At 35.8% G+C, this 19,481-nt stretch carries 20 protein-coding genes; 16 read left to right on the top strand and 4 right to left on the bottom strand.

The genetic code is table 11. The features are described from left to right. Positions 1–2: 2 nt before the first annotated feature. The 4 genes from C1H87_RS17140 to C1H87_RS17155 all read right to left on the bottom strand — a co-directional run bounded on the left by C1H87_RS17140 (position 3) and on the right by C1H87_RS17155 (position 10,174). Positions 3–3,080 carry a SusC/RagA family TonB-linked outer membrane protein gene (locus tag C1H87_RS17140; RefSeq protein ID WP_102756990.1) on the bottom strand — a complete coding sequence of 1,026 codons (3,078 nt, stop codon included), beginning with the start codon at positions 3,078–3,080 and terminating at the stop codon, positions 3–5. Positions 3,081–3,501: 421 nt separating this feature from the next. Further along, positions 3,502–4,935 carry a SusD/RagB family nutrient-binding outer membrane lipoprotein gene (locus C1H87_RS17145; RefSeq protein ID WP_102756991.1) on the bottom strand — a complete coding sequence of 478 codons (1,434 nt, stop codon included), beginning with the start codon at positions 4,933–4,935 and terminating at the stop codon, positions 3,502–3,504. An 11-nt stretch (positions 4,936–4,946) separates the two neighbouring features. Next, positions 4,947–8,264, bottom strand: coding sequence for a SusC/RagA family TonB-linked outer membrane protein (locus C1H87_RS17150; protein WP_102756992.1), 3,318 nt, complete (start codon positions 8,262–8,264; stop codon positions 4,947–4,949). 215 nt (positions 8,265–8,479) lie between these two features. Continuing rightward, positions 8,480–10,174 carry a POTRA domain-containing protein gene (locus tag C1H87_RS17155; protein ID WP_102756993.1) on the bottom strand — a complete coding sequence of 565 codons (1,695 nt, stop codon included), beginning with the start codon at positions 10,172–10,174 and terminating at the stop codon, positions 8,480–8,482. Between the two features lie 308 nt (positions 10,175–10,482). On the opposite strand from C1H87_RS17155, the gene rpsL reads away from it, so the two are divergent. From rpsL to rplX, 16 genes are all read left to right on the top strand, one after another. Beyond that, positions 10,483–10,857 carry a 30S ribosomal protein S12 gene (rpsL, locus tag C1H87_RS17160; RefSeq protein WP_102756994.1) on the top strand — a complete coding sequence of 125 codons (375 nt, stop codon included), beginning with the start codon at positions 10,483–10,485 and terminating at the stop codon, positions 10,855–10,857. Positions 10,858–10,879: 22 nt separating this feature from the next. Beyond that, positions 10,880–11,356, top strand: coding sequence for a 30S ribosomal protein S7 (gene rpsG / locus C1H87_RS17165; protein ID WP_102756995.1), 477 nt, complete (start codon positions 10,880–10,882; stop codon positions 11,354–11,356). A gap of 6 nt (positions 11,357–11,362) precedes the next feature. Next, positions 11,363–13,489, top strand: coding sequence for an elongation factor G (fusA, locus tag C1H87_RS17170; protein WP_102756996.1), 2,127 nt, complete (start codon positions 11,363–11,365; stop codon positions 13,487–13,489). A gap of 11 nt (positions 13,490–13,500) precedes the next feature. Beyond that, on the top strand, positions 13,501–13,806 hold the full coding sequence (gene rpsJ / locus C1H87_RS17175; protein WP_007650482.1) for a 30S ribosomal protein S10: 306 nt from the start codon (positions 13,501–13,503) through the stop codon (positions 13,804–13,806). Positions 13,807–14,055: 249 nt separating this feature from the next. Next, positions 14,056–14,673 carry a 50S ribosomal protein L3 gene (gene rplC / locus C1H87_RS17180; protein ID WP_102756997.1) on the top strand — a complete coding sequence of 206 codons (618 nt, stop codon included), beginning with the start codon at positions 14,056–14,058 and terminating at the stop codon, positions 14,671–14,673. Further along, a complete protein-coding gene (gene rplD, locus C1H87_RS17185) occupies positions 14,673–15,302 on the top strand; it encodes a 50S ribosomal protein L4 (protein WP_102756998.1) in 630 nt (209 codons plus the stop codon). The genes rplC and rplD overlap by 1 nt, the downstream gene beginning before the upstream one ends. A gap of 7 nt (positions 15,303–15,309) precedes the next feature. Next, entirely contained in the window at positions 15,310–15,600 is a 291-nt protein-coding gene (rplW, locus tag C1H87_RS17190) for a 50S ribosomal protein L23 (protein ID WP_102756999.1), read from the top strand. Positions 15,601–15,610: 10 nt separating this feature from the next. Further along, on the top strand, positions 15,611–16,438 hold the full coding sequence (rplB, locus tag C1H87_RS17195) for a 50S ribosomal protein L2 (protein ID WP_102757000.1): 828 nt from the start codon (positions 15,611–15,613) through the stop codon (positions 16,436–16,438). A gap of 3 nt (positions 16,439–16,441) precedes the next feature. Then, on the top strand, positions 16,442–16,720 hold the full coding sequence (gene rpsS, locus C1H87_RS17200; RefSeq protein ID WP_054851677.1) for a 30S ribosomal protein S19: 279 nt from the start codon (positions 16,442–16,444) through the stop codon (positions 16,718–16,720). A gap of 6 nt (positions 16,721–16,726) precedes the next feature. Further along, entirely contained in the window at positions 16,727–17,134 is a 408-nt protein-coding gene (gene rplV, locus C1H87_RS17205; protein ID WP_102757001.1) for a 50S ribosomal protein L22, read from the top strand. A 9-nt stretch (positions 17,135–17,143) separates the two neighbouring features. Further along, positions 17,144–17,869 (top strand): 30S ribosomal protein S3, encoded by a 726-nt coding sequence (gene rpsC / locus C1H87_RS17210; RefSeq protein WP_102757002.1) that lies wholly within the window; start codon positions 17,144–17,146, stop codon positions 17,867–17,869. Positions 17,870–17,891: 22 nt separating this feature from the next. Further along, a complete protein-coding gene (gene rplP / locus C1H87_RS17215; RefSeq protein WP_102757003.1) occupies positions 17,892–18,311 on the top strand; it encodes a 50S ribosomal protein L16 in 420 nt (139 codons plus the stop codon). Between the two features lie 13 nt (positions 18,312–18,324). Continuing rightward, positions 18,325–18,516: a 50S ribosomal protein L29 gene (rpmC, locus tag C1H87_RS17220; protein WP_102757004.1), complete on the top strand. Its 192-nt coding sequence runs from the start codon at positions 18,325–18,327 to the stop codon at positions 18,514–18,516. A gap of 12 nt (positions 18,517–18,528) precedes the next feature. Continuing rightward, positions 18,529–18,786: a 30S ribosomal protein S17 gene (rpsQ, locus tag C1H87_RS17225; protein WP_054729566.1), complete on the top strand. Its 258-nt coding sequence runs from the start codon at positions 18,529–18,531 to the stop codon at positions 18,784–18,786. A gap of 2 nt (positions 18,787–18,788) precedes the next feature. Further along, the gene (gene rplN / locus C1H87_RS17230) at positions 18,789–19,157 is read left to right on the top strand and encodes a 50S ribosomal protein L14 (protein WP_019386277.1); all 369 of its coding nucleotides are present in this window, start codon (positions 18,789–18,791) and stop codon (positions 19,155–19,157) included. Positions 19,158–19,169: 12 nt separating this feature from the next. Then, complete coding sequence (rplX, locus tag C1H87_RS17235) at positions 19,170–19,481, top strand: 50S ribosomal protein L24 (RefSeq protein WP_102757005.1); 312 nt, start codon at positions 19,170–19,172, stop codon at positions 19,479–19,481.

The raw sequence follows: 19,481 nt of genomic DNA on the forward strand, positions 1-19,481 counted from the left end.
TTTTAAAAGTTTAATTGTATAGAAAAGCTATACGATCTAGTAGTAGGATAAGGAAAGTTATCTACCTTAAATACATTAGGGTCACCACCAGGCGTATTTGCATCATTACCAAGACCATTAGTATCTCTACTGGTTAAGTCTGATCTACCTGCTTCAGCTTGATTAGTAATTTCAGGATCGAAACCAGTATAGTCAGTCCATGTAATTAAGTTTCTTCCTATGAATCCTATTCTCATTCTCTCTATAAAGTTACCAATGTTCCCCATCTTTTCACCGTCAAGTGTATAGTAGAGAGAAAGTTCTCTCAGTTTTACAAACGAACCATCTTCTATAAAACCAGAACTTGGATTCCCTGTATTGTATAGTCCTGCATAGAAAGCAGCTGGAACTTGTGAATTTGCAGAAACAGCATGTCTTGTATCACGATATAACCATTGATTGGTTCTATTATAAATGTCACCACCTTGTTTCCAATCAAACAGTGTGTATAATGATAAATTTTTATATTTTAAAGTGGTATTTATACCCATTCTAAAATCTGGAGTAATATCACCAATCACAAAAAATGCGTTACCTTCATCATCAACTCTCGCTACAGGGGTCGATCCAGTTGCCGCATCAACCACATAACCCTCAGCATTTACTTGGTAATCATTAGGATCAAGACCGGCTGGCAAATCTGATAAAGATCTAATAAAATCAGAACCATACATAATACCAAAGTTTTGGCCTTCTTCTACTCTAAAGAAGGTTGTGTTCTGAGTTCCTGGTCCAGTGAGGTATGATGGTACATCTAGGCGAGTAATTTCTTGTTTAGATTTATCCCAAACTATGCCCAAATTCCATGAGAAGTCATTATTTCTAATAATATCATAGTTTAAAGAAGCTTCAAGAGTTGTACCTTCTATTTCTCCAGCATTTCTCCACTGAGAACCAAAACCTGTAGCCGCTGATAATGGTACATTAAGAATTTGATCATCAGTTATAGCTTTAACATAGTTAAATTCAAAATTAAAGCGATCTAAGAAATCTATATTAATACCTAATTCCATCTCACCTGTTTTTGCAGGTTTTAATTCGTTATTACCTATAGTAGATTTAGTAGCTGCTCCATTTCTTAATGTAAATGTTTCAAAACGCATTTCATAAGTTGGTCTAATACCAGCCGTACCGTAAGATGCTCTTAGTTTTAATTCTTGAACACCTGGAATCTCGAAGTCCTCTGTTAATCTATAAGCTAAACTTGCTCTAAAGTAATTGGCCCATCTGGTGTCAGGTCCAAATAAAGAAGATCCTTCTCGTCTTACAACCCCACTAAAAATATATTTCTTTTTGTAATCAATATCAGCAATTGCAAAATAACTATCAGAGATGATAGTCTGAGATTCAGAAGCTAGAGCGGGTCTGTCTTTTATGTTATCTAATGAACGAATATCAGACACTGCCAAATTATACCCTTCTGAATTATTAAAAGTACTATTATACCTTTCATTTAAGTAACTTAATCTTAAGTTTAAATTAAAAGCGTCATCTTCACCAAATGCCTTAGAAAATAAAGCATTGAATCTTATATTTTGTGCACGGCCGTTGAAATTGGATCTTTGAATAAATCCTATATTTTGAGCTTGCCCATCAGGACTATCAGATAAGTAGCCTTTTGGTATATAGTTTTCAAAGGTGTTGTTTTCGTAGTCGTAAGAATATGAGCCGTTTAAAGTTAGCCATGGCATAACTTCATAATCTAACGCCACATTACCTAAAACTCTATTTCTTCGTTCTTCTCTGTCATTATTAGCCAAAGAATAAAGTGGATTTCTGTTATTACCATCAATAGTATCAAAATCATAATTGTAAGGCGAGCCATCTTCTTCATTAGGAGCTAACATATCATGTATTGGCTCTGTCATTAATGTAGCGAAAAGAGCATTTAATGTAGAGCCAGAATTAATTCCAGCATCTCTACTTGAATTACCATAAAAAAGGGAGGTTTTCACGTTTAATTTCTCAGATAATTTACTATCTAAATTTAATCTAAAATTATCTCTTCTGTAGTTATCAACTTCTTTAATAATTCCTTCATCATCAAGTCTTGAATAAGAGAATAAATATCTAGCAGTTTCACCTCCTCCATTTATAGAAGCAAAATGACTGTTGAAATGACCAGTTTGAAAGACTCTATCTTGATTATCATATAAGGTGCTACCAGCTGGATATGGATTATCAGCAAACCCATCTGGATCAAGTTGTCTTGAACCTGTTGATAAATCAAAATTAGAACCATCAGGAAGCATTAAGAACTTATGTGTTGTCGCCAAGTCATATTCAGAATTCACATTTCTCCAACCAAGTTCTGATCTGTAGGTAACATTAACTTTGTCACTGTATTTACCGCGTTTAGAAAATATTTGGATAACACCATTTGCTGCTCGAGATCCATATAATGAAGCTCCCGCTGCACCTTTAGCTACCTCAATACGGTCAATGTCTTCCGTGTTGATGTCTGCAAGTCCTCCTTCTAAAATTACTCCATCTAATATAATTAGAGGGTTTTGACCTGTAGCTATTGAATTAGCCGTTCTTAATTGGATACTGACATCACTACCTGGCTGTCCTCCAGAAGGAGAAATGTTTAGACCTGATATTTTACCTTGAAGTGCTTGACCCGCCGATGTGGCTGGAACATTATCTAAAAGCTCATTGTTTACTTGTCCTAAAGCAAAACTCAATTCTTTAATGGATCTACCTTTTGCGGTACCCGTAACAATTACTTCTTGTAAGGATTCAGCATCTTCTATTAGTGTAATATCTATTGTATTTGAAGCTCCAATTATAATTTCTTTGGTTGAATACCCTACAAAACTAAAGACAAGAGATTGCCCTTGAGAAGCTCTAATAGAATATCTACCATCAAAATTGGATGAGGTACCGGTCTTTGTACCTTTAACTAAGACACTTGCTCCAGGGAGTGGGAGGCCAGATTCATCTGAAATCACACCTGAAATTGTCTTTTCTTGTGCAAACGCGAGTTGCACAGCTAACGCTAGAAAAAGCGTTAGCATAACACTAAACTTTGTTTTCATTATATAATTATTTTGAATTAGTCGGTTATAAAAGTCATAAAAAATTAGATACAAAACAACTAAAATTATTAAAAGTTTAATGTTTTGTGATTTAACGTGGGAAATTGTTTCTAAAATAAGAAGTATTGTGATAAAAGAATAATAATCATTAAACAGGTTTTTTTGAGACGATATTTAGGATTGTTTTAACTTAAATTAAAACTTTTTTTATATAAGCAAGAGGCGGCTGTCTTTGTGTATGGGTTAAGAGAGCTACAATTGTTAAAGTGCCGGGGTGTAGACCTCAAAAGTGAGTTTAAAATTATGCCAAATTTGTTGTTTTGTTTTAACCTAATTGATAGTTAATATTGGTTTTGGTAATTTGGCAAACTATACTGTAAAAAACTTTTGAGGCCTTTTTTGGTGTTATTGAGGTGCTGTTTTAAAACTTATCCCAGAATAATTTTGTTTCTGGTAAGTCTCCTCCGATTGCAGATGATGCAGCCGAATAATTAGCAGCATTAACAGTTTGCTCTACAATTGGATATGTATATCTATTCGGAAATCCAGATACAGCTTCTGCTGGTGTTGCCAATACTGGATAATCCATTGTTCTAATGGATGTCCATGCTTCTGGGCCTCTGTTAAATAACGAGATCCATCTTTGAGTGCCTATAACTTGCTTCCAGGTTTGAGTTCCTGTTAATGTATTATAATCAACCGAAGGCTGTGCTAGATAAGTATTAGCATCTGCAGTGCTTCCTCCCCATTCGTTTATAGAAGCTCTAATGCCATTAGTATAATGATTAGCAGCTGTGTCTCCTGTATCATAGCCTCTTTCAGCACCTTCTGCTAATAGAAATTGCACTTCTGAATATGTCATTATAACACCAGGGGCGTCAGCAGCTACAATCTGTTCTGATAAATGAGAGTGACTGGCATAAGACGAAGTGCTTCCTATCTTTCCACCAACGTATATGCCTCCAACTGTAGTAAACCATAAAGGTCTTCTTGGATCGTTAAGTGTGTTCATTATATCTATTAAGGTCTCTCCGGCAACAAAATCGTTTCGTCCGCTAAGCACTACATTGGCGTGTACCGGATGGGTGTTAGGGGCAGAGGGTAAGTAGTGCATATGAGCATTTTCTTCACTATTGGTAATAATTCCACTAGCTATGGCAGATTCTACTGTTGTTTTGGCGAATGCATCGTCAGTATCCGCCAGAAGCATTCCCATTCTTAGCTTTAAGGAGTTAGCAAACTTTTTCCAACTAGCAACATCTCCTTTATAGATGTTGTCGCCAGCAATAAAACTTTTTTTGCTGGTGTCTAAAGCTTCAATTGCAGTGGTTAATCTTGCAATTAAGTCTTTATAAATAGTTATGCCATCATCATAAGCGGGCGTTAAAATATCTATATTTAAAGATTCAGAATATGGAATGTTGCCAAAAGTTTCAACTAAATGACTATAGGCATACACTTTCATGATTTCGATAATCATCAACTTATTGTTTGTGTATTCGTCTTCCGGACTAAAATAAAATGTCTCGACAATTATCTTGCCGGCTTCATCTAAATCCTTTAATGCATCTCTGTAAATGGCACTCCAAAGATTTTCAGGAATCGTTCTGGTTACCTGATCGTAATTGCTTTCATCTGTATATGTGGTTTCTTGTAAAAACTGAGCCCAAAGCTTCGTGTTGTTTTCATTTACATTTATTTGCACAATTTGATCAACTAGGGCTTTTTGAGCTCCAGTAAAAAGTGATTCTCCAGAAACGGTTTCGGGGTCTTTATTGTTTTTGTTTAAATCCTCTAAGTTGCTGGAACACGACACCATTAAAAATGCTATCGCAATGATATATATGTTTTTCATGGTTTAAGTTTTTAGAATTGTAGTTTAATATTTATTCCAATATCTCTCGTAGTTGGAAGCGATCCTGTTGTGTAACCTTGTAAGTTTCCTGCTCCCAGTCCGGATTCCGGATCGGCATGTGGTAGGTCTTTATCAATGATCCATAGATTGGAACCTACTAGGCTAAACGAAGCTCCGGTAATAAACCAATCTTTAACTAGATTTTCAGGTACATTATATGTAAGCGCTACTTCTCTTAACTTTACATATCCTGCGTCATATGAAAAAGCTCTGTCCGGTAAACCTCTTCTGTATCCCCATGCTCCAAATCTATCGGTTCTAATACGTGTTTGGTTTACAGAGCCATCAGGATTTACACCTTGATTGATAAAACCTCCACTATCTGCTCCATAGTTTTCTGGGGTTCCGGTAATTGGGTTTCTAACAGGGTTACCCAGGTCGTTAATAAAGGATGTCTCTGCTGGTAATCCGGTTGCAAGACCGTAGTATTGATCAAGAGACCATATGCTTCCGCCTTTTTGGATATCGATTAAAAAGCTTAACGAAAGGTTTTTGTAAATAAAGTTGTTACTAATACCCATTTGCCAATCCGGGTTAGAATCACCAATAACATGATCTGATGTAGATGTTTTTAAATATTGCCCGCTTACTGGATCAATAAGTCGCTCACTGGCTTTGGGGTTATCTGGATTTAGGTAGGTATAGTCTGAACCATAAATAACGCCATAAGGTTTACCAACTTCAGCATTAATTGTGATACCGCCTTGAAAACTTCCTAGCTGTAAGGTTTGTAAACCTTCGGCAAGTGATAGAACCTTATTTCTGTTTCTCGTCCAGTTTACATTGACGTTCCATGTAAAGTTGTCATTTTTTATGGGGGTTCCAGATAAGGTCATCTCTATTCCTTTGTTTTCTATTTCACCAGCGTTAATTTTTTTATATAAAAAACCTGTTGCTTCTGAAACTCTCACACCGGCAATTTGATCAATGGATTTGGAGTGATAATAGGTTGCATCTATCCCTAAACGGTTTTGAAAGAAATCCAGCTCAAAGCCAAACTCGTAACTTTTCGTTCGTTCTGGTTTTAGATTTGGATTGTTTTTTGTGTTGTTTATGGAGGTGCTTGGTGATCCGATAGGAATATTAACATCATAGTAATCTACTAATTGATTAGGTCCGGAAGCACCATTTCCAACTTCTGCATAGTTTGTATTGAATTTACCAAAAGTTAACCAATCTACGTCTATTAATTTACTAAAGATGAAACTTCCGGATATTCCGGGATAGTAAAAAGAACTATTGTCTTTTGGTAGTGTAGATACATGATCCCTTCTTATGGTTGCATCGATATAGTATGTATCCTGATATCCTAACGAAGCACTGGCATAAATACCGTCGGTGCCGTTTTTCCATACCGTTTCTACGGGTAAGGCTAATGGGCCTTTACTGTTTTTTAATGTATAAAGACCTGGTACGCCAAGGCCTCCTTGTGTCGCAGAAGTTAAACGACTAAACTCTCTTCTGTTAATGTTAATACCTAATAAGGCTTTTAAATTAAGGTTGTCATTTAAGTCCTTGTCAATATTGAACATTAAATCGTAGTTGGTTTCAGTTGCAGTAATATCTCTTCTCAAGTAACCCGATTCTACAGTGTTTCTTTGAATACTGCCGTCCCTTCCAATTCCAATACCAAAAGCAGTTGGTACACTTCCTATTTGCCGTCTTTCTTCTTGTAACTCATTGTAGGTGTCGGTGGCAATTCTGCCTGTTATTGTTAACCAGTCTTTTAAATCGTATGTTAAAGAGGCATTACCTATAAATCTGTTTCTCTCATCTGTTTGATAATTTTCATAACGTGTCCAATATGGGTTGTCCCAGTAAATTGGAGTTAGGTTACTGGCGCTTTTCGGGTTCCAGGTTACGTTTCTTTTCGTGGCAAAGTATATATCTTTTTGTTGCTGAACATCTACGTTGGTTTGCCACCATTGTCTGAAACCTCCAAGTATATTGTCATTATACCCTGTAGAATTTCTACCAAGACCATTTGTTTTAATATAACTAGCGTAGCCTGTTGCATGTAGTTTTTTATTAAAGTTATGACTTCCGCTCATAGTGAAGTTATGTCTTTTTAGTGAGCTGTTAGGCATTAGTCCCTTTTGATCGAAATTGGTGTAGTTGATTCTGAACGATCCTTCTTCGCCTGCACCATCTAAAGATACCGAGTTTGTTAAAGTTACTGGTGTTTCGAAAAAAGTTATAGGACCATTTTTAGCATTAATCCATGGAGTGGCTTTTCTGTAGTTTGGGTTGTCTGGGTCTAAAGCATCCCATTGAAATATTAATAGGTTGGGATCGAATCTGGCACCATAAGAGGCATCTTCTGAAAAAGGTACAGAAATGTCAAGTAATCCATCTCCATCAATATCAATATTGTTATTCCAATATAAACATTCACAATCACCATAGTAAGGACCGTAACCGCCACCGTAATCTTTTTGGTATTTAACAAAAGTACTTTTGTCAATTGATCCAAAGGCAACGCCAGAACTTATGCTAACTCCGTAACCTTTTGATTTTCTACCTTTCTTAGTTGTGATCATAATAACACCGTTGGCTGCCCGGGATCCGTAAAGGGCAGATGCAGCGGCACCTTTTAAAACGTTTACAGATTCAATGTCATCAGGATTAATGTCTGAGGCAGCGTTGCCATAATCGTAACTACCACCACCAGCTTGTTCCTGGCTTCTTGTGTTTGTGTTTCTATTGCTAATGGGTATGCCATCAATAACAAACAATGCCTGGTTGTTACCGGTAAGGGAGGTGTTACCTCTAATTAGGACATTGGTGGAGCCGCCCAGATTGTTTGTTCTGGTAATTTTAATACCGGAAGCTTTACCAGAAATTGCGTTTGCGAAATTGCCGTTCTTTATAGTGGTAAGTTGTTCTCCCTTAACTTCCTGGGTTGCATATCCTAAAGACTTCTTGTCTCTGGAAATACCAAGAGCTGTGATAACCACTTCGTCTAATACAGAAGAATCTTCTTGTAAGACCACGTTTACGGTATTTGAAGAGCTCACAGTGATTTCCTGGCTAGTGTATCCTACAAAGCTGAATACAAGAATGGCACCTTGATCTACATTAATTGAATACTTTCCATCGAAATTTGTAGAGGTGCCATTAGTTGTGCCTTTTTCCAGGATAGAAGCACCGGGGAGGGGGAGTCCACTTTCATCGGAGACTTTTCCCGATACTGTCCTTTTTTGTGCAAATACGAGTTGCACGGCCAACACTAAAAACAGTGTTAGCCTAACGCTAAATTTTCTTTTCATTTTATAATTATTTTGAATTAGTCATTATAAAAATGAATGATAAAAATTACTCCAAAGGGATAATAGCTTACCTTAGAGGGATTTAGTAAAAGGAGTAGCTTTTGTTTGTGTGTTAAGGTGTTTAAATGCAGCGTGTTGAGAAATTGGATGCTGTGACTTTATTTTGACCTTTGATGAGGTAAGTATGGGTTTTTGTAGGAAAAAGAATAAAAAATCTAGAAATTAGCTATCAGGCTTATATGTATTTTAGAATTGGAGAGTTTGAATTTTTGGTTTTCACTTTTACCATTTGCATAGTTGAATTTAAATAGTCCTGCTTGTGTAATAATGCCAAAACCGAAGCCGTAGCCAAAAAGTTTTTCCTTGGTGTCTGAAATTTTATTTTCAAAATAAGCAGCATCAATAATGGAGTGAATGTAGATTGAGTTGTTAAGTTGGTATCTATATTCCGTATTAATTAAACCGAATAATGAAGAAAATAGGCTGTTTTCTTCAAACCCTCTTATGGAGTTGATGCCTCCAAATCTTAATAATTCGTTTTCGAAATACGTTTTAGAATTTAAAGCGGCGCCATTTAGTCTAAAAAAAATACTGTTTTTTCTATTTAGATTGAAGATTTTAAAAGCTTCAACTAAAAATTGAGATTGTTCTTCTTGGGTGTTTTGCGCTTTTCTTTCCCCGAAATTTGTTTCTAAATATACTTTAGAGTTTATTGGAAAAAGGAGACTGTATGGTTGGGGTTTTATAAACTCGTATGCTAGTGTGTAAAATTGCGTTTTATAATCTGAAATTGTTAAAGATGTGTTCTCTGTTAAAAGATTGTTTGACTCAGTAGAAAGTAGGCCGGCATAAACTTTATGTTTCGGGTTTATTTGATAGTGTAGTTTTAGAGATTGATTTACGGTTGTGAATGATGAGTCTTTTTTAAAAATCCGTAAAAGAAGATCGACACCTATTGGCGACTTGAATAAATAAGGTAATGTTAAATCGGCTTGAAATGTTTTTTGATCATTCTCATCGCTTTTATATTGCAATCTAAATGCTTCTCCATAGTTTAAGTTATTGATTAAACTCAAGTTTAGGTACCCGTCAAATTCTATATTATTTGTTTCCTCATTGGTGCCAAAACCTAAAAAGCCATCAAAAGCGTTACTTTTTGCTTTTTCGAGATACAAGTACAGCGTTGTGGAGTCTTTGGAAAATAATACTTCGGGAGGCTTAATCTCTTTTGCAAACCTAAGGTTGCTTAATTGGCTGGTCTTGTTTTTAATTTTGGTTAAATCGAAAACTTGGGATGGTTTTATTTTTAAATAATGCTTAAGGTAAGAACTGGGGAATTTTTCATACCCTTTAATTATAATATTGTTGATGGTTCTTTTTTTCTCTTTTGATTCGATAATTAGTTTAGCTGATAAATTAGAAGTGTCCTTAATTTTAATATCAGACAAACGTAATTTAGAGAATGGTAATCCTTCTTCGGAAATTTTAGTATTGATATAGTTGAGGGTGCTTTCAACTTTACTGAATTCCAATTCAAAATAGTCGTCAAAAACATTTTTAGCAAAGGATTCTAAAAGCGAACGCCTAATTTTTGTTTTGTCATAGTGGATATATATGGTATTGAATTTCTTTTTTAAGTGGATTTGTGTTTCGAATAGCGAGTCGTTTATTTTGGTAATGTCCTTTAATTCGTTTTCAATATAGCCTATTCTAAAAAGCCTTTTTTGTAATGAGTCTACCTCATGACTAATAGATGTGTAATCTTTATGGGTTTTTAAGTAGTTTAAAGAATCAATAGTGTTAGTTTCGCGTTCGGTATTGCCACTAACTTTAAGGTGTAAATTTTGGCAAAACAGTTCCGAAGAAAAAAGTATATATATAATAAGGAGTAAAAAAGAAGCCTTTTGCACTTTGTAACTATCTATTTATTGTGTAAATCTAACGGAAAACATAGACTTAATAATATACATGGTAGGATAATTTTAAAATTCTATTAAAATCGCTTTCATTTTTTATGAAAAAAATATTGGATGGTTTAAGTTGTTTTAGAGACGAAATGGAATAAAATAAAAAGCTAAATATGGGTATTCCGCATTGGATGAAAAACAAAAAATCATTACGATATGAAAATTAATGAATTAGGATTTGAATTATTCATTTTAATTTCTACCTTTGCAGCCCTCTTAGAAGAGGATTTTAAAATTTATATATAATATATATGCCAACAATTTCACAATTAGTAAGAACAGGAAGAGCCAAAATAACCAAGAAGAGTAAATCGGCTGCTTTAGATTCTTGTCCGCAAAGACGTGGTGTGTGTACTCGTGTTTACACGACAACTCCTAAAAAACCTAACTCAGCAATGCGTAAGGTAGCAAGGGTTCGTTTAACAAACGGTAACGAGGTTAATGCATACATTGGTGGAGAAGGACATAATCTACAAGAGCACTCGATAGTATTGGTTAGAGGTGGAAGGGTAAAAGATTTACCAGGAGTTAGATATCACATCGTTCGTGGTGCTTTAGACACAGCAGGTGTTTCAGGTAGAACACAACGTAGATCTAAGTATGGTGCTAAACGCCCTAAGAAGTAATTTAAAACTTTAAGAAGAAGACATGAGAAAAAGAGCAGCAAAAAAGAGACCGCTTTTACCAGATCCACGTTTTAACGATCAGTTAGTAACTCGTTTCGTTAATATGATGATGTGGGATGGAAAGAAGTCTGTAGCTTTTAAAGTATTCTACGATGCCATTGACATTGTAGATTCGAAAAAAACTGACGAAGAAAAAACAGCTTTAGAAACTTGGAAAGATGCTTTATCTAATGTGATGCCTCACGTAGAAGTACGTAGTCGTCGTGTTGGTGGTGCAACATTTCAAATTCCAATGCAAATTCGTCCAGATCGTAAAGTTTCTACTGCAATGAAATGGCTTATTGGCTATGCGCGTAAGAGAAACGAAAAATCTATGGCACAACGTTTAGCATCGGAAATTTTAGCAGCAGCTAAAGAAGAAGGCGCGGCAGTTAAGAAAAGAGTTGATACTCACAAAATGGCAGAAGCAAACAAAGCATTCTCTCACTTTAGATTTTAATACGACATGGCAAGAGATTTAAAATACACTAGAAATATTGGTATTGCTGCACATATTGATGCAGGAAAAACCACTACTACAGAGCGTATCCTTTATTATACAGGTGTGTCTCACAAAATTGGAGAAGTACATGATGGTGCTGCTACAATGGACTGGATGGAGCAAGAGCAAGAAAGAGGTATTACAATTACTTCTGCAGCTACAACTTGTGAGTGGAAATTCCCAATTGAAAATGGGCAACCTACATCAGAAACAAAAGGATATCACTTTAATATAATTGACACACCGGGTCACGTAGATTTTACGGTTGAGGTAAACCGTTCTTTACGTGTACTTGATGGTTTAGTATTCTTATTTAGTGCAGTTGATGGTGTTGAGCCTCAGTCTGAAACTAACTGGAGACTAGCAGATAACTATAAAGTGCCTAGAATTGGTTTCGTTAATAAAATGGACCGTCAAGGATCTAACTTTTTAGGTGTTTGTCAACAAGTAAAAGACATGTTAAAGTCTAATGCTGTGCCAATCGTTTTAAACATTGGAGACGAAGCAGACTTTAAAGGAATTATCGATTTAGTGAAAAACCGTGCAATAGTATGGCATGATGAAACTCAAGGAGCAACTTTTGATGTTATCGATATTCCAGAAGATATGAAAGAAGAAGCTCGTAAGTACCGTGCACTTTTAATTGAAGAAGTTGCAACTTACGATGAGAACCTATTAGAGAAATTCATGGAAGATGAAGATTCTATTACAGAAGAAGAAGTGCATGCTGCACTTAGAGCTGCTGTTATGGATATGGCTATCATTCCAATGATTTGTGGTTCTGCATTTAAAAATAAAGGAGTACAATTCTTATTAGATGCTGTATGTCGTTATTTGCCTTCTCCAACAGATAGAGATAATATAGTAGGAACAAACCCAAATACAGGAGAAGAGGCTATTCGTAGACCAGATGCAAAAGATCCTTTTTCTGCATTAGCGTTTAAAATTGCTACCGATCCTTTCGTAGGTCGTTTAGCATTCTTTAGAGCTTACTCAGGTAGATTAGATGCGGGTTCTTATATCTTGAACAACCGTTCGGGTAAGAAGGAGCGTATTTCTCGTATTTACCAAATGCACTCGAATAAACAAAATGCTATCGATTTTATCGAGGCAGGTGATATTGGAGCAGCTGTAGGGTTTAAAGATATCAAGACTGGTGATACTATGTCTGATGAAAAAAATCCTATCGTTTTAGAATCTATGGACTTCCCAGACCCAGTAATCGGTATTGCGGTTGAACCTAAAACTAAAGCAGATGTTGATAAGTTAGGTATGTCTTTGGCGAAATTAGCTGAAGAAGATCCAACATTTACAGCAAGAACAGACGAAGCTTCAGGACAGACTATTATTTCTGGAATGGGTGAGCTTCACTTAGATATTATTGTAGACCGTCTTAAGCGTGAGTTTAAGGTTGAAGTAAACCAAGGTCAACCACAAGTAGAGTACAAAGAAGCTATTACACAACGTGCAGAACACAGAGAAGTTTATAAGAAACAATCTGGTGGACGTGGTAAATTCGCAGATATTGTATTTACATTGGAACCTGCAGAAGAAGGAAAAACTGGATTAGAATTTATTTCAACAATTAAAGGTGGTAACGTTCCTAAAGAATTTATCCCTTCAATTGAAAAAGGATTCAAAATGGCTATGCAAAATGGTCCATTGGCAGGATACGAAGTTGATGCTATGAAAGTAACATTAACAGATGGTTCTTACCATGATGTGGATTCAGATCAATTATCATTCGAATTGGCTGCAAAACTTGGATTTAAAAATTCTGCAAAAGCTGCAAAAGCAGTAATCATGGAACCTATTATGAAGCTTGAGGTAATTACTCCTGAAGAAAATATGGGTGATATTGTAGGTGATTTAAATAGAAGAAGAGGTCAGGTAAGCGACATGGGTGACAGAGCTGGTGCAAAAACTGTAAAAGCAACTGTGCCGCTTTCGGAAATGTTCGGATATGTTACAACATTAAGAACATTATCATCAGGTCGTGCGACATCAACAATGGAATTTTCACATTATGCTGAAACACCTTCAAATATATCTGAAGAAGTAATTAAGGCAGCTAAAGGTGTTGAAGCTTAAAATCTAAGAAAATGAGTCAAAAAATCAGAATAAAATTAAAATCTTACGATCACAATTTAGTAGATAAGTCTGCCGATAAGATTGTAAAAACAGTAAAAAGTACTGGAGCTGTTGTAACTGGACCAATTCCATTACCAACACACAAGAAAATTTTCACTGTACTACGTTCTCCACACGTAAACAAGAAATCAAGAGAACAATTTCAATTAAGCTCTTATAAGAGGTTATTAGATATCTACTCTTCGTCATCAAAAACAATTGATGCGTTAATGAAACTTGAATTACCAAGTGGTGTTGAGGTTGAAATAAAAGTTTAGTAAAACTTTTATTTCAATTCCGAACTGGTTTCGGAATCTCTTAAACAAATTTATAAAAAGATCCTGAAACAAGTTCAGGATATACATGTCCCACCGATGCGGTCGCGGGAAAAACGGAAAAATACATTTCAGGGACGAAAAGTATTTTGTCCCTGAAGTTTTTTAAATAAGTAAATTAATAATTGATTGAAGGTTTTGTTCAGAATAGTTCTGAAATCGTAAATCAACAATCGCAAATCTAAAATTAAAATGTCTGGGTTAATTGGAAAAAAAATCGGTATGACCAGCATCTTTGATGAAAACGGGAAAAACATTCCTTGTACAGTAATCGAAGCTGGGCCATGTATCGTTACCCAAGTCAGAACCGAAGAAGTTGATGGCTATGAAGCTGTTCAATTAGGTTTCGATGACGCGACAGAAAAAAGCGCTACTAAAGCAGACTTAGGTCATGCTAAAAAAGCGGGTACTTCTGTAAAGCGTAAAATCGTCGAATTTAAAGGTTTTGAGGAGGAGTACAAATTAGGAGATGCTATCACTGTAGAACACTTCAACGAAGGAGAATTTGTTGATATCTCAGGTACATCTAAAGGTAAAGGATTTCAAGGTGTTGTAAAGCGTCATGGTTTCGGTGGTGTAGGTCAAGCTACTCACGGTCAGCATAACCGTTTAAGAGCGCCAGGATCTATTGGAGCAGCATCTTACCCTGCAAGAGTTTTTAAAGGCATGAAAATGGCCGGAAGAATGGGTGGAGAGACAGTAAAAGTTCAAAATTTAAAAGTGTTAAAAGTAGTAACTGAAAAGAATCTACTTGTTGTTAAAGGTTGTGTGCCTGGACATAAAAACGCTTATGTAATTATTAGAAAATAATGAAAGTAGCAGTTTTAGATATAAACGGAAAAGACACAGGTAGAAAGGCAGACCTTTCTAAAGATGTGTTCGCTATTGAGCCTAATAATCACGCTGTATATTTGGATGTTAAACAATATTTAGCAAACCAAAGACAAGGAACTCACAAATCTAAAGAAAGAGGAGAGATTGCCGGAAGTACACGTAAGATTAAAAAGCAAAAAGGAACTGGTACGGCAAGAGCAGGTAGTATTAAGTCTGGTGTGTTTAAAGGAGGAGGCCGTATGTTCGGACCAAGACCAAGAAACTACAGCTTCAAACTTAATAAAAATGTTAAGCGCTTAGCGCGTAAATCTGCATTAAGTATCAAAGCAGGAGAGAAGTCAATTACAGTTTTAGAAGACTTTAATTTTGATGCTCCAAAAACTAAAAGTTTTACAGCGATCTTAAAAGCGTTAGAGCTTGAAAACAAAAAATCTCTGTTTGTGTTGGGTGGGTCAAATAATAACGTATATTTGTCGTCGCGCAATTTAAAAGGGTCTGAGGTTATAACATCTTCAGAATTAAGCACTTACAAAATTTTAAACGCAAATCAAGTTGTGCTTTTAGAAGGTGCTTTAGAAGGAATTGAAACAAACTTAAGTAAATAAGAAACAGATGAGTATCTTAATTAAACCTATAATCACAGAAAAAGCGACTGCTGATAGCGAGTTAAGAAATTGCTATACTTTCGAGGTGAAAACAAAGGCGAACAAGGTAGAAATCAAAAAAGCAGTTGAAGCTGCTTATGGCGTTTCTGTTGAAAAAGTTCGTACTATAAATGTCCGTCCAGATAGAAGAACCCGTTTTACAAAAACAGGTATTCAACATGGTAAAACAAATGCTGTTAAAAAGGCAATTGTACAACTGGCGGAAGGTGAAATGATTGATTTATACAGTAACATGTAATTAGACAACAATGTCAGTAAGAAAATTAAAACCAATCACACCAGGACAGCGATTTAGAGTAGTAAATGGGTATGACGCCATAACTACTGATAAGCCGGAAAAGAGCTTGCTCGTTCCGAATAAAAAGTCTGGTGGTAGAAACAGTCAAGGAAAAATGACCATGCGCTACATAGGTGGTGGTCATAAAAGAAAGTATCGTATTATCGATTTTAAGCGTAACAAAACTGGAATCCCAGCAGAAGTTAAGTCTATCGAATACGATCCAAACAGAACCGCTTTTATCGCATTATTGAATTATCAAGATGGTGAGAAAAGATATATAATTGCTCAAAATGGTTTACAGGTTGGGCAAAAAGTGGTATCTGGTTTAGAAGGTGTTGCTCCAGAAATAGGAAATGCAATGCCGTTAAGTGAAATTCCATTGGGAACTATTATTTCTTGTGTAGAATTACGTCCAGGACAAGGAGCTGTTATGGCTCGTAGTGCAGGTGCTTTTGCTCAGTTAATGGCAAGAGATGGTAAATTTGCTACCGTAAAATTACCTTCAGGTGAAACAAGATTGGTTCTTGTTAACTGTATGGCTACCATAGGAGTTGTTTCTAATTCCGATCACCAGTTATTAGTTGGTGGTAAAGCAGGTAGAACAAGATGGTTAGGTAGAAGACCACGTACTAGACCAGTAGTTATGAATCCAGTTGATCATCCAATGGGTGGTGGTGAAGGTAAATCTTCAGGAGGACACCCACGTTCAAGAAACGGTATTCCAGCTAAAGGATTTAGAACACGTTCTAAAACAAAAGCAAGTAATAAATATATTGTAGAACGTAGAAAGAAATAAGACATGGCAAGATCATTAAAAAAAGGACCTTACGTTCATTATAAATTAGAGAAGAAAGTAGCTGCTAATGTTGAATCTAACAAGAAAACAGTAATCAAAACTTGGTCTAGAGCCAGTATGATTACTCCAGATTTTGTAGGGCAAACAATCGCAGTACACAATGGCCGTCAATTTGTACCAGTTTATGTTACAGAAAACATGGTAGGTCATAAGTTAGGAGAATTTTCACCAACGCGTTCATTCCGTGGACATGCAGGTGCTAAAAATAAAGGTAAAAAGTAGTAAGCTATGGGAAGTCGTAAAAAACAAATGGCAGACGCTATTAAGGAAGCTAAAAAGCACGTTGCTTTTGCGAAACTTAATAATTGTCCTACATCACCAAGAAAAATGCGCTTAGTAGCCGATTTAGTAAGAGGTGAAAAGGTAGAACATGCACTTAATATCTTAAAATTTAGCCAAAAAGAAGCTTCTGGTCGTTTAGAGAAATTGTTATTGTCTGCAATTGCAAACTGGCAATCTAAAAACGAAGAGGCTAATATAGAAGAGGCTGAATTATTTGTAAAAGAGATTAGAGTTGACAGCGGATCAATGTTAAAAAGATTACGTCCGGCACCTCAAGGTCGTGCACACAGAATAAGAAAACGTTCTAACCACGTTACATTAGTAGTTGGAGCTAACAATAACACACAAAGCTAAGATAGAAGTATGGGACAAAAAACAAATCCAATCGGAAATCGCTTAGGTATTATCAGAGGATGGGAATCTAACTGGTACGGAGGTAATGATTATGGAGATAAGCTTGCCGAAGATGATAAAATTAGAAAATACGTTCACGCACGTTTATCTAAAGCTAGTGTAAGTAGAGTAATTATTGAAAGAACTTTAAAGCTTGTAACCGTTACTATCACAACGGCTCGCCCAGGTATCATTATTGGTAAAGGCGGTCAAGAGGTAGACAAGTTAAAAGAAGAGCTTAAGAAAATTACCGGGAAAGAAGTTCAGATTAACATCTTTGAAATTAAAAGACCTGAACTAGATGCATTTTTAGTAGCATCAAGCATTGCGCGTCAAATTGAAAACAGAATTTCATACAGACGTGCAATTAAAATGGCTATCGCTGCTACTATGCGTATGAATGCAGAAGGAATTAAAATCCAGATTAGTGGTCGTTTAAATGGTGCTGAAATGGCACGTAGTGAGCACTACAAAGAAGGACGTATTCCTTTATCAACCTTTAGAGCCGATATTGATTATGCTTTAGTTGAAGCACATACTACTTATGGTAGATTAGGTGTTAAAGTATGGATCATGAAAGGTGAAGTATATGGTAAAAGAGAACTTTCTCCGCTAGTTGGATTATCCAAAAAGCAAGGAAAAGGTGGAGCCGGAGGACGTGGTGGAAATAAGTCTAACCAACGTCGTAGAAAGTAATTTTTTATAAAGTAAAGAAAAAATGTTACAGCCTAAAAGAACAAAATTTCGTAAGCAACAGAAAGGACGTATGAAAGGTCTCTCTGGAAGAGGGCATCAACTTTCTAACGGTACTTTTGGAATAAAAGCACTAGACTCTAAGTTTATAACATCTCGTCAAATAGAAGCTGCACGTATTGCTGCTACACGTTACATGAAAAGAGAAGGGCAACTTTGGATTAAAATATTTCCAGACAAGCCTATTACAAAAAAGCCTCTTGAAGTACGTATGGGTAAAGGTAAAGGTGCTGTTGAGTATTGGGTTGCTGTTGTAAAACCAGGACGTGTTTTATTTGAAGTTGGTGGTGTGCCATTAGACGTAGCTAAAGAAGCATTACGTTTAGCAGCACAAAAGCTACCTGTAAAAACTAAGTTTTTAATTGCTCGCGATTACGAAGCATAATTTATTTGATATTATGAAACAATCAGAAATTAAAGAATTATCAACAGCTGAGTTACAAGAAAAACTTGGTGAGACTAAAAAAAGTTATTCAGACCTAAAAATGGCTCATGCAATATCTCCTTTAGAGAATCCAATTCAGTTACGTACTATCAGACGTACCGTGGCTAGAATTGCGACAGAACTAACTAAAAGAGAATTACAATAATTCTGCTGAAAGATGGAAACAAGAAATTTAAGAAAAGAACGTATAGGAGTTGTTACTAGTAACAAAATGCAGAAATCTATTGTGGTTTCTGAAGTTAAAAAAGTGAAACACCCTATGTATGGTAAGTTCGTGTTAAAGACAAAAAAGTATGTTGCACACGACGAGACAAACGATTGTAACATTGGAGATACTGTAAAGATCATGGAAACAAGACCTTTAAGTAAATCTAAATGTTGGAGATTAGTTGAAATCATAGAAAGAGCTAAATAATTATGGTACAGCAAGAATCAAGGTTAAAGGTAGCAGATAACACTGGAGCAAAAGAAGTATTAACAATACGTGTTCTAGGTGGTACTAAAAGAAGATACGCTTCTGTAGGAGACAAAATAGTTGTTTCTGTAAAAGATGCAACACCTAATGGAAACATTAAAAAAGGTGCTGTTTCTACAGCAGTAGTTGTTCGTACTAAAAAAGAAGTAAGAAGACCAGACGGATCTTATATTAGATTCGACGATAATGCGTGTGTTTTATTAAACCCAACGGGAGAGATGAGAGGAACACGTGTATTTGGTCCTGTTGCTAGAGAACTTCGTGATAAACAATTCATGAAAATTGTATCATTAGCACCAGAGGTGCTTTAATACATTATTAAGATGACAAAGCTTAAAATAAAAACTGGAGATACTGTAAAAGTAATTGCTGGAGACCATAAAGGATCTGAAGGTAAAGTACAAAAGGTATTAATAGATAAGAACAAAGCGATTGTTGAGGGGGTAAACATGGTGAAGAAACACATGAAGCCTAGTGCACAAAACCCTCAAGGAGGAATCGTAGAGAAGGAAGCTGCTATTCACATTTCTAATTTATCATTGTTAACTTCAAAAGGAGAAACAACTAGAGTTGGATATAGAATAGAAGCCGATAAAAAAGTAAGATTTTCAACAAAATCTAATGAAGTAATATAG

Origin of the sequence: Flavivirga eckloniae (assembly GCF_002886045.1) — a bacterium.
GTDB classification, from domain to species: Bacteria; Bacteroidota; Bacteroidia; order Flavobacteriales; family Flavobacteriaceae; genus Flavivirga; species Flavivirga eckloniae.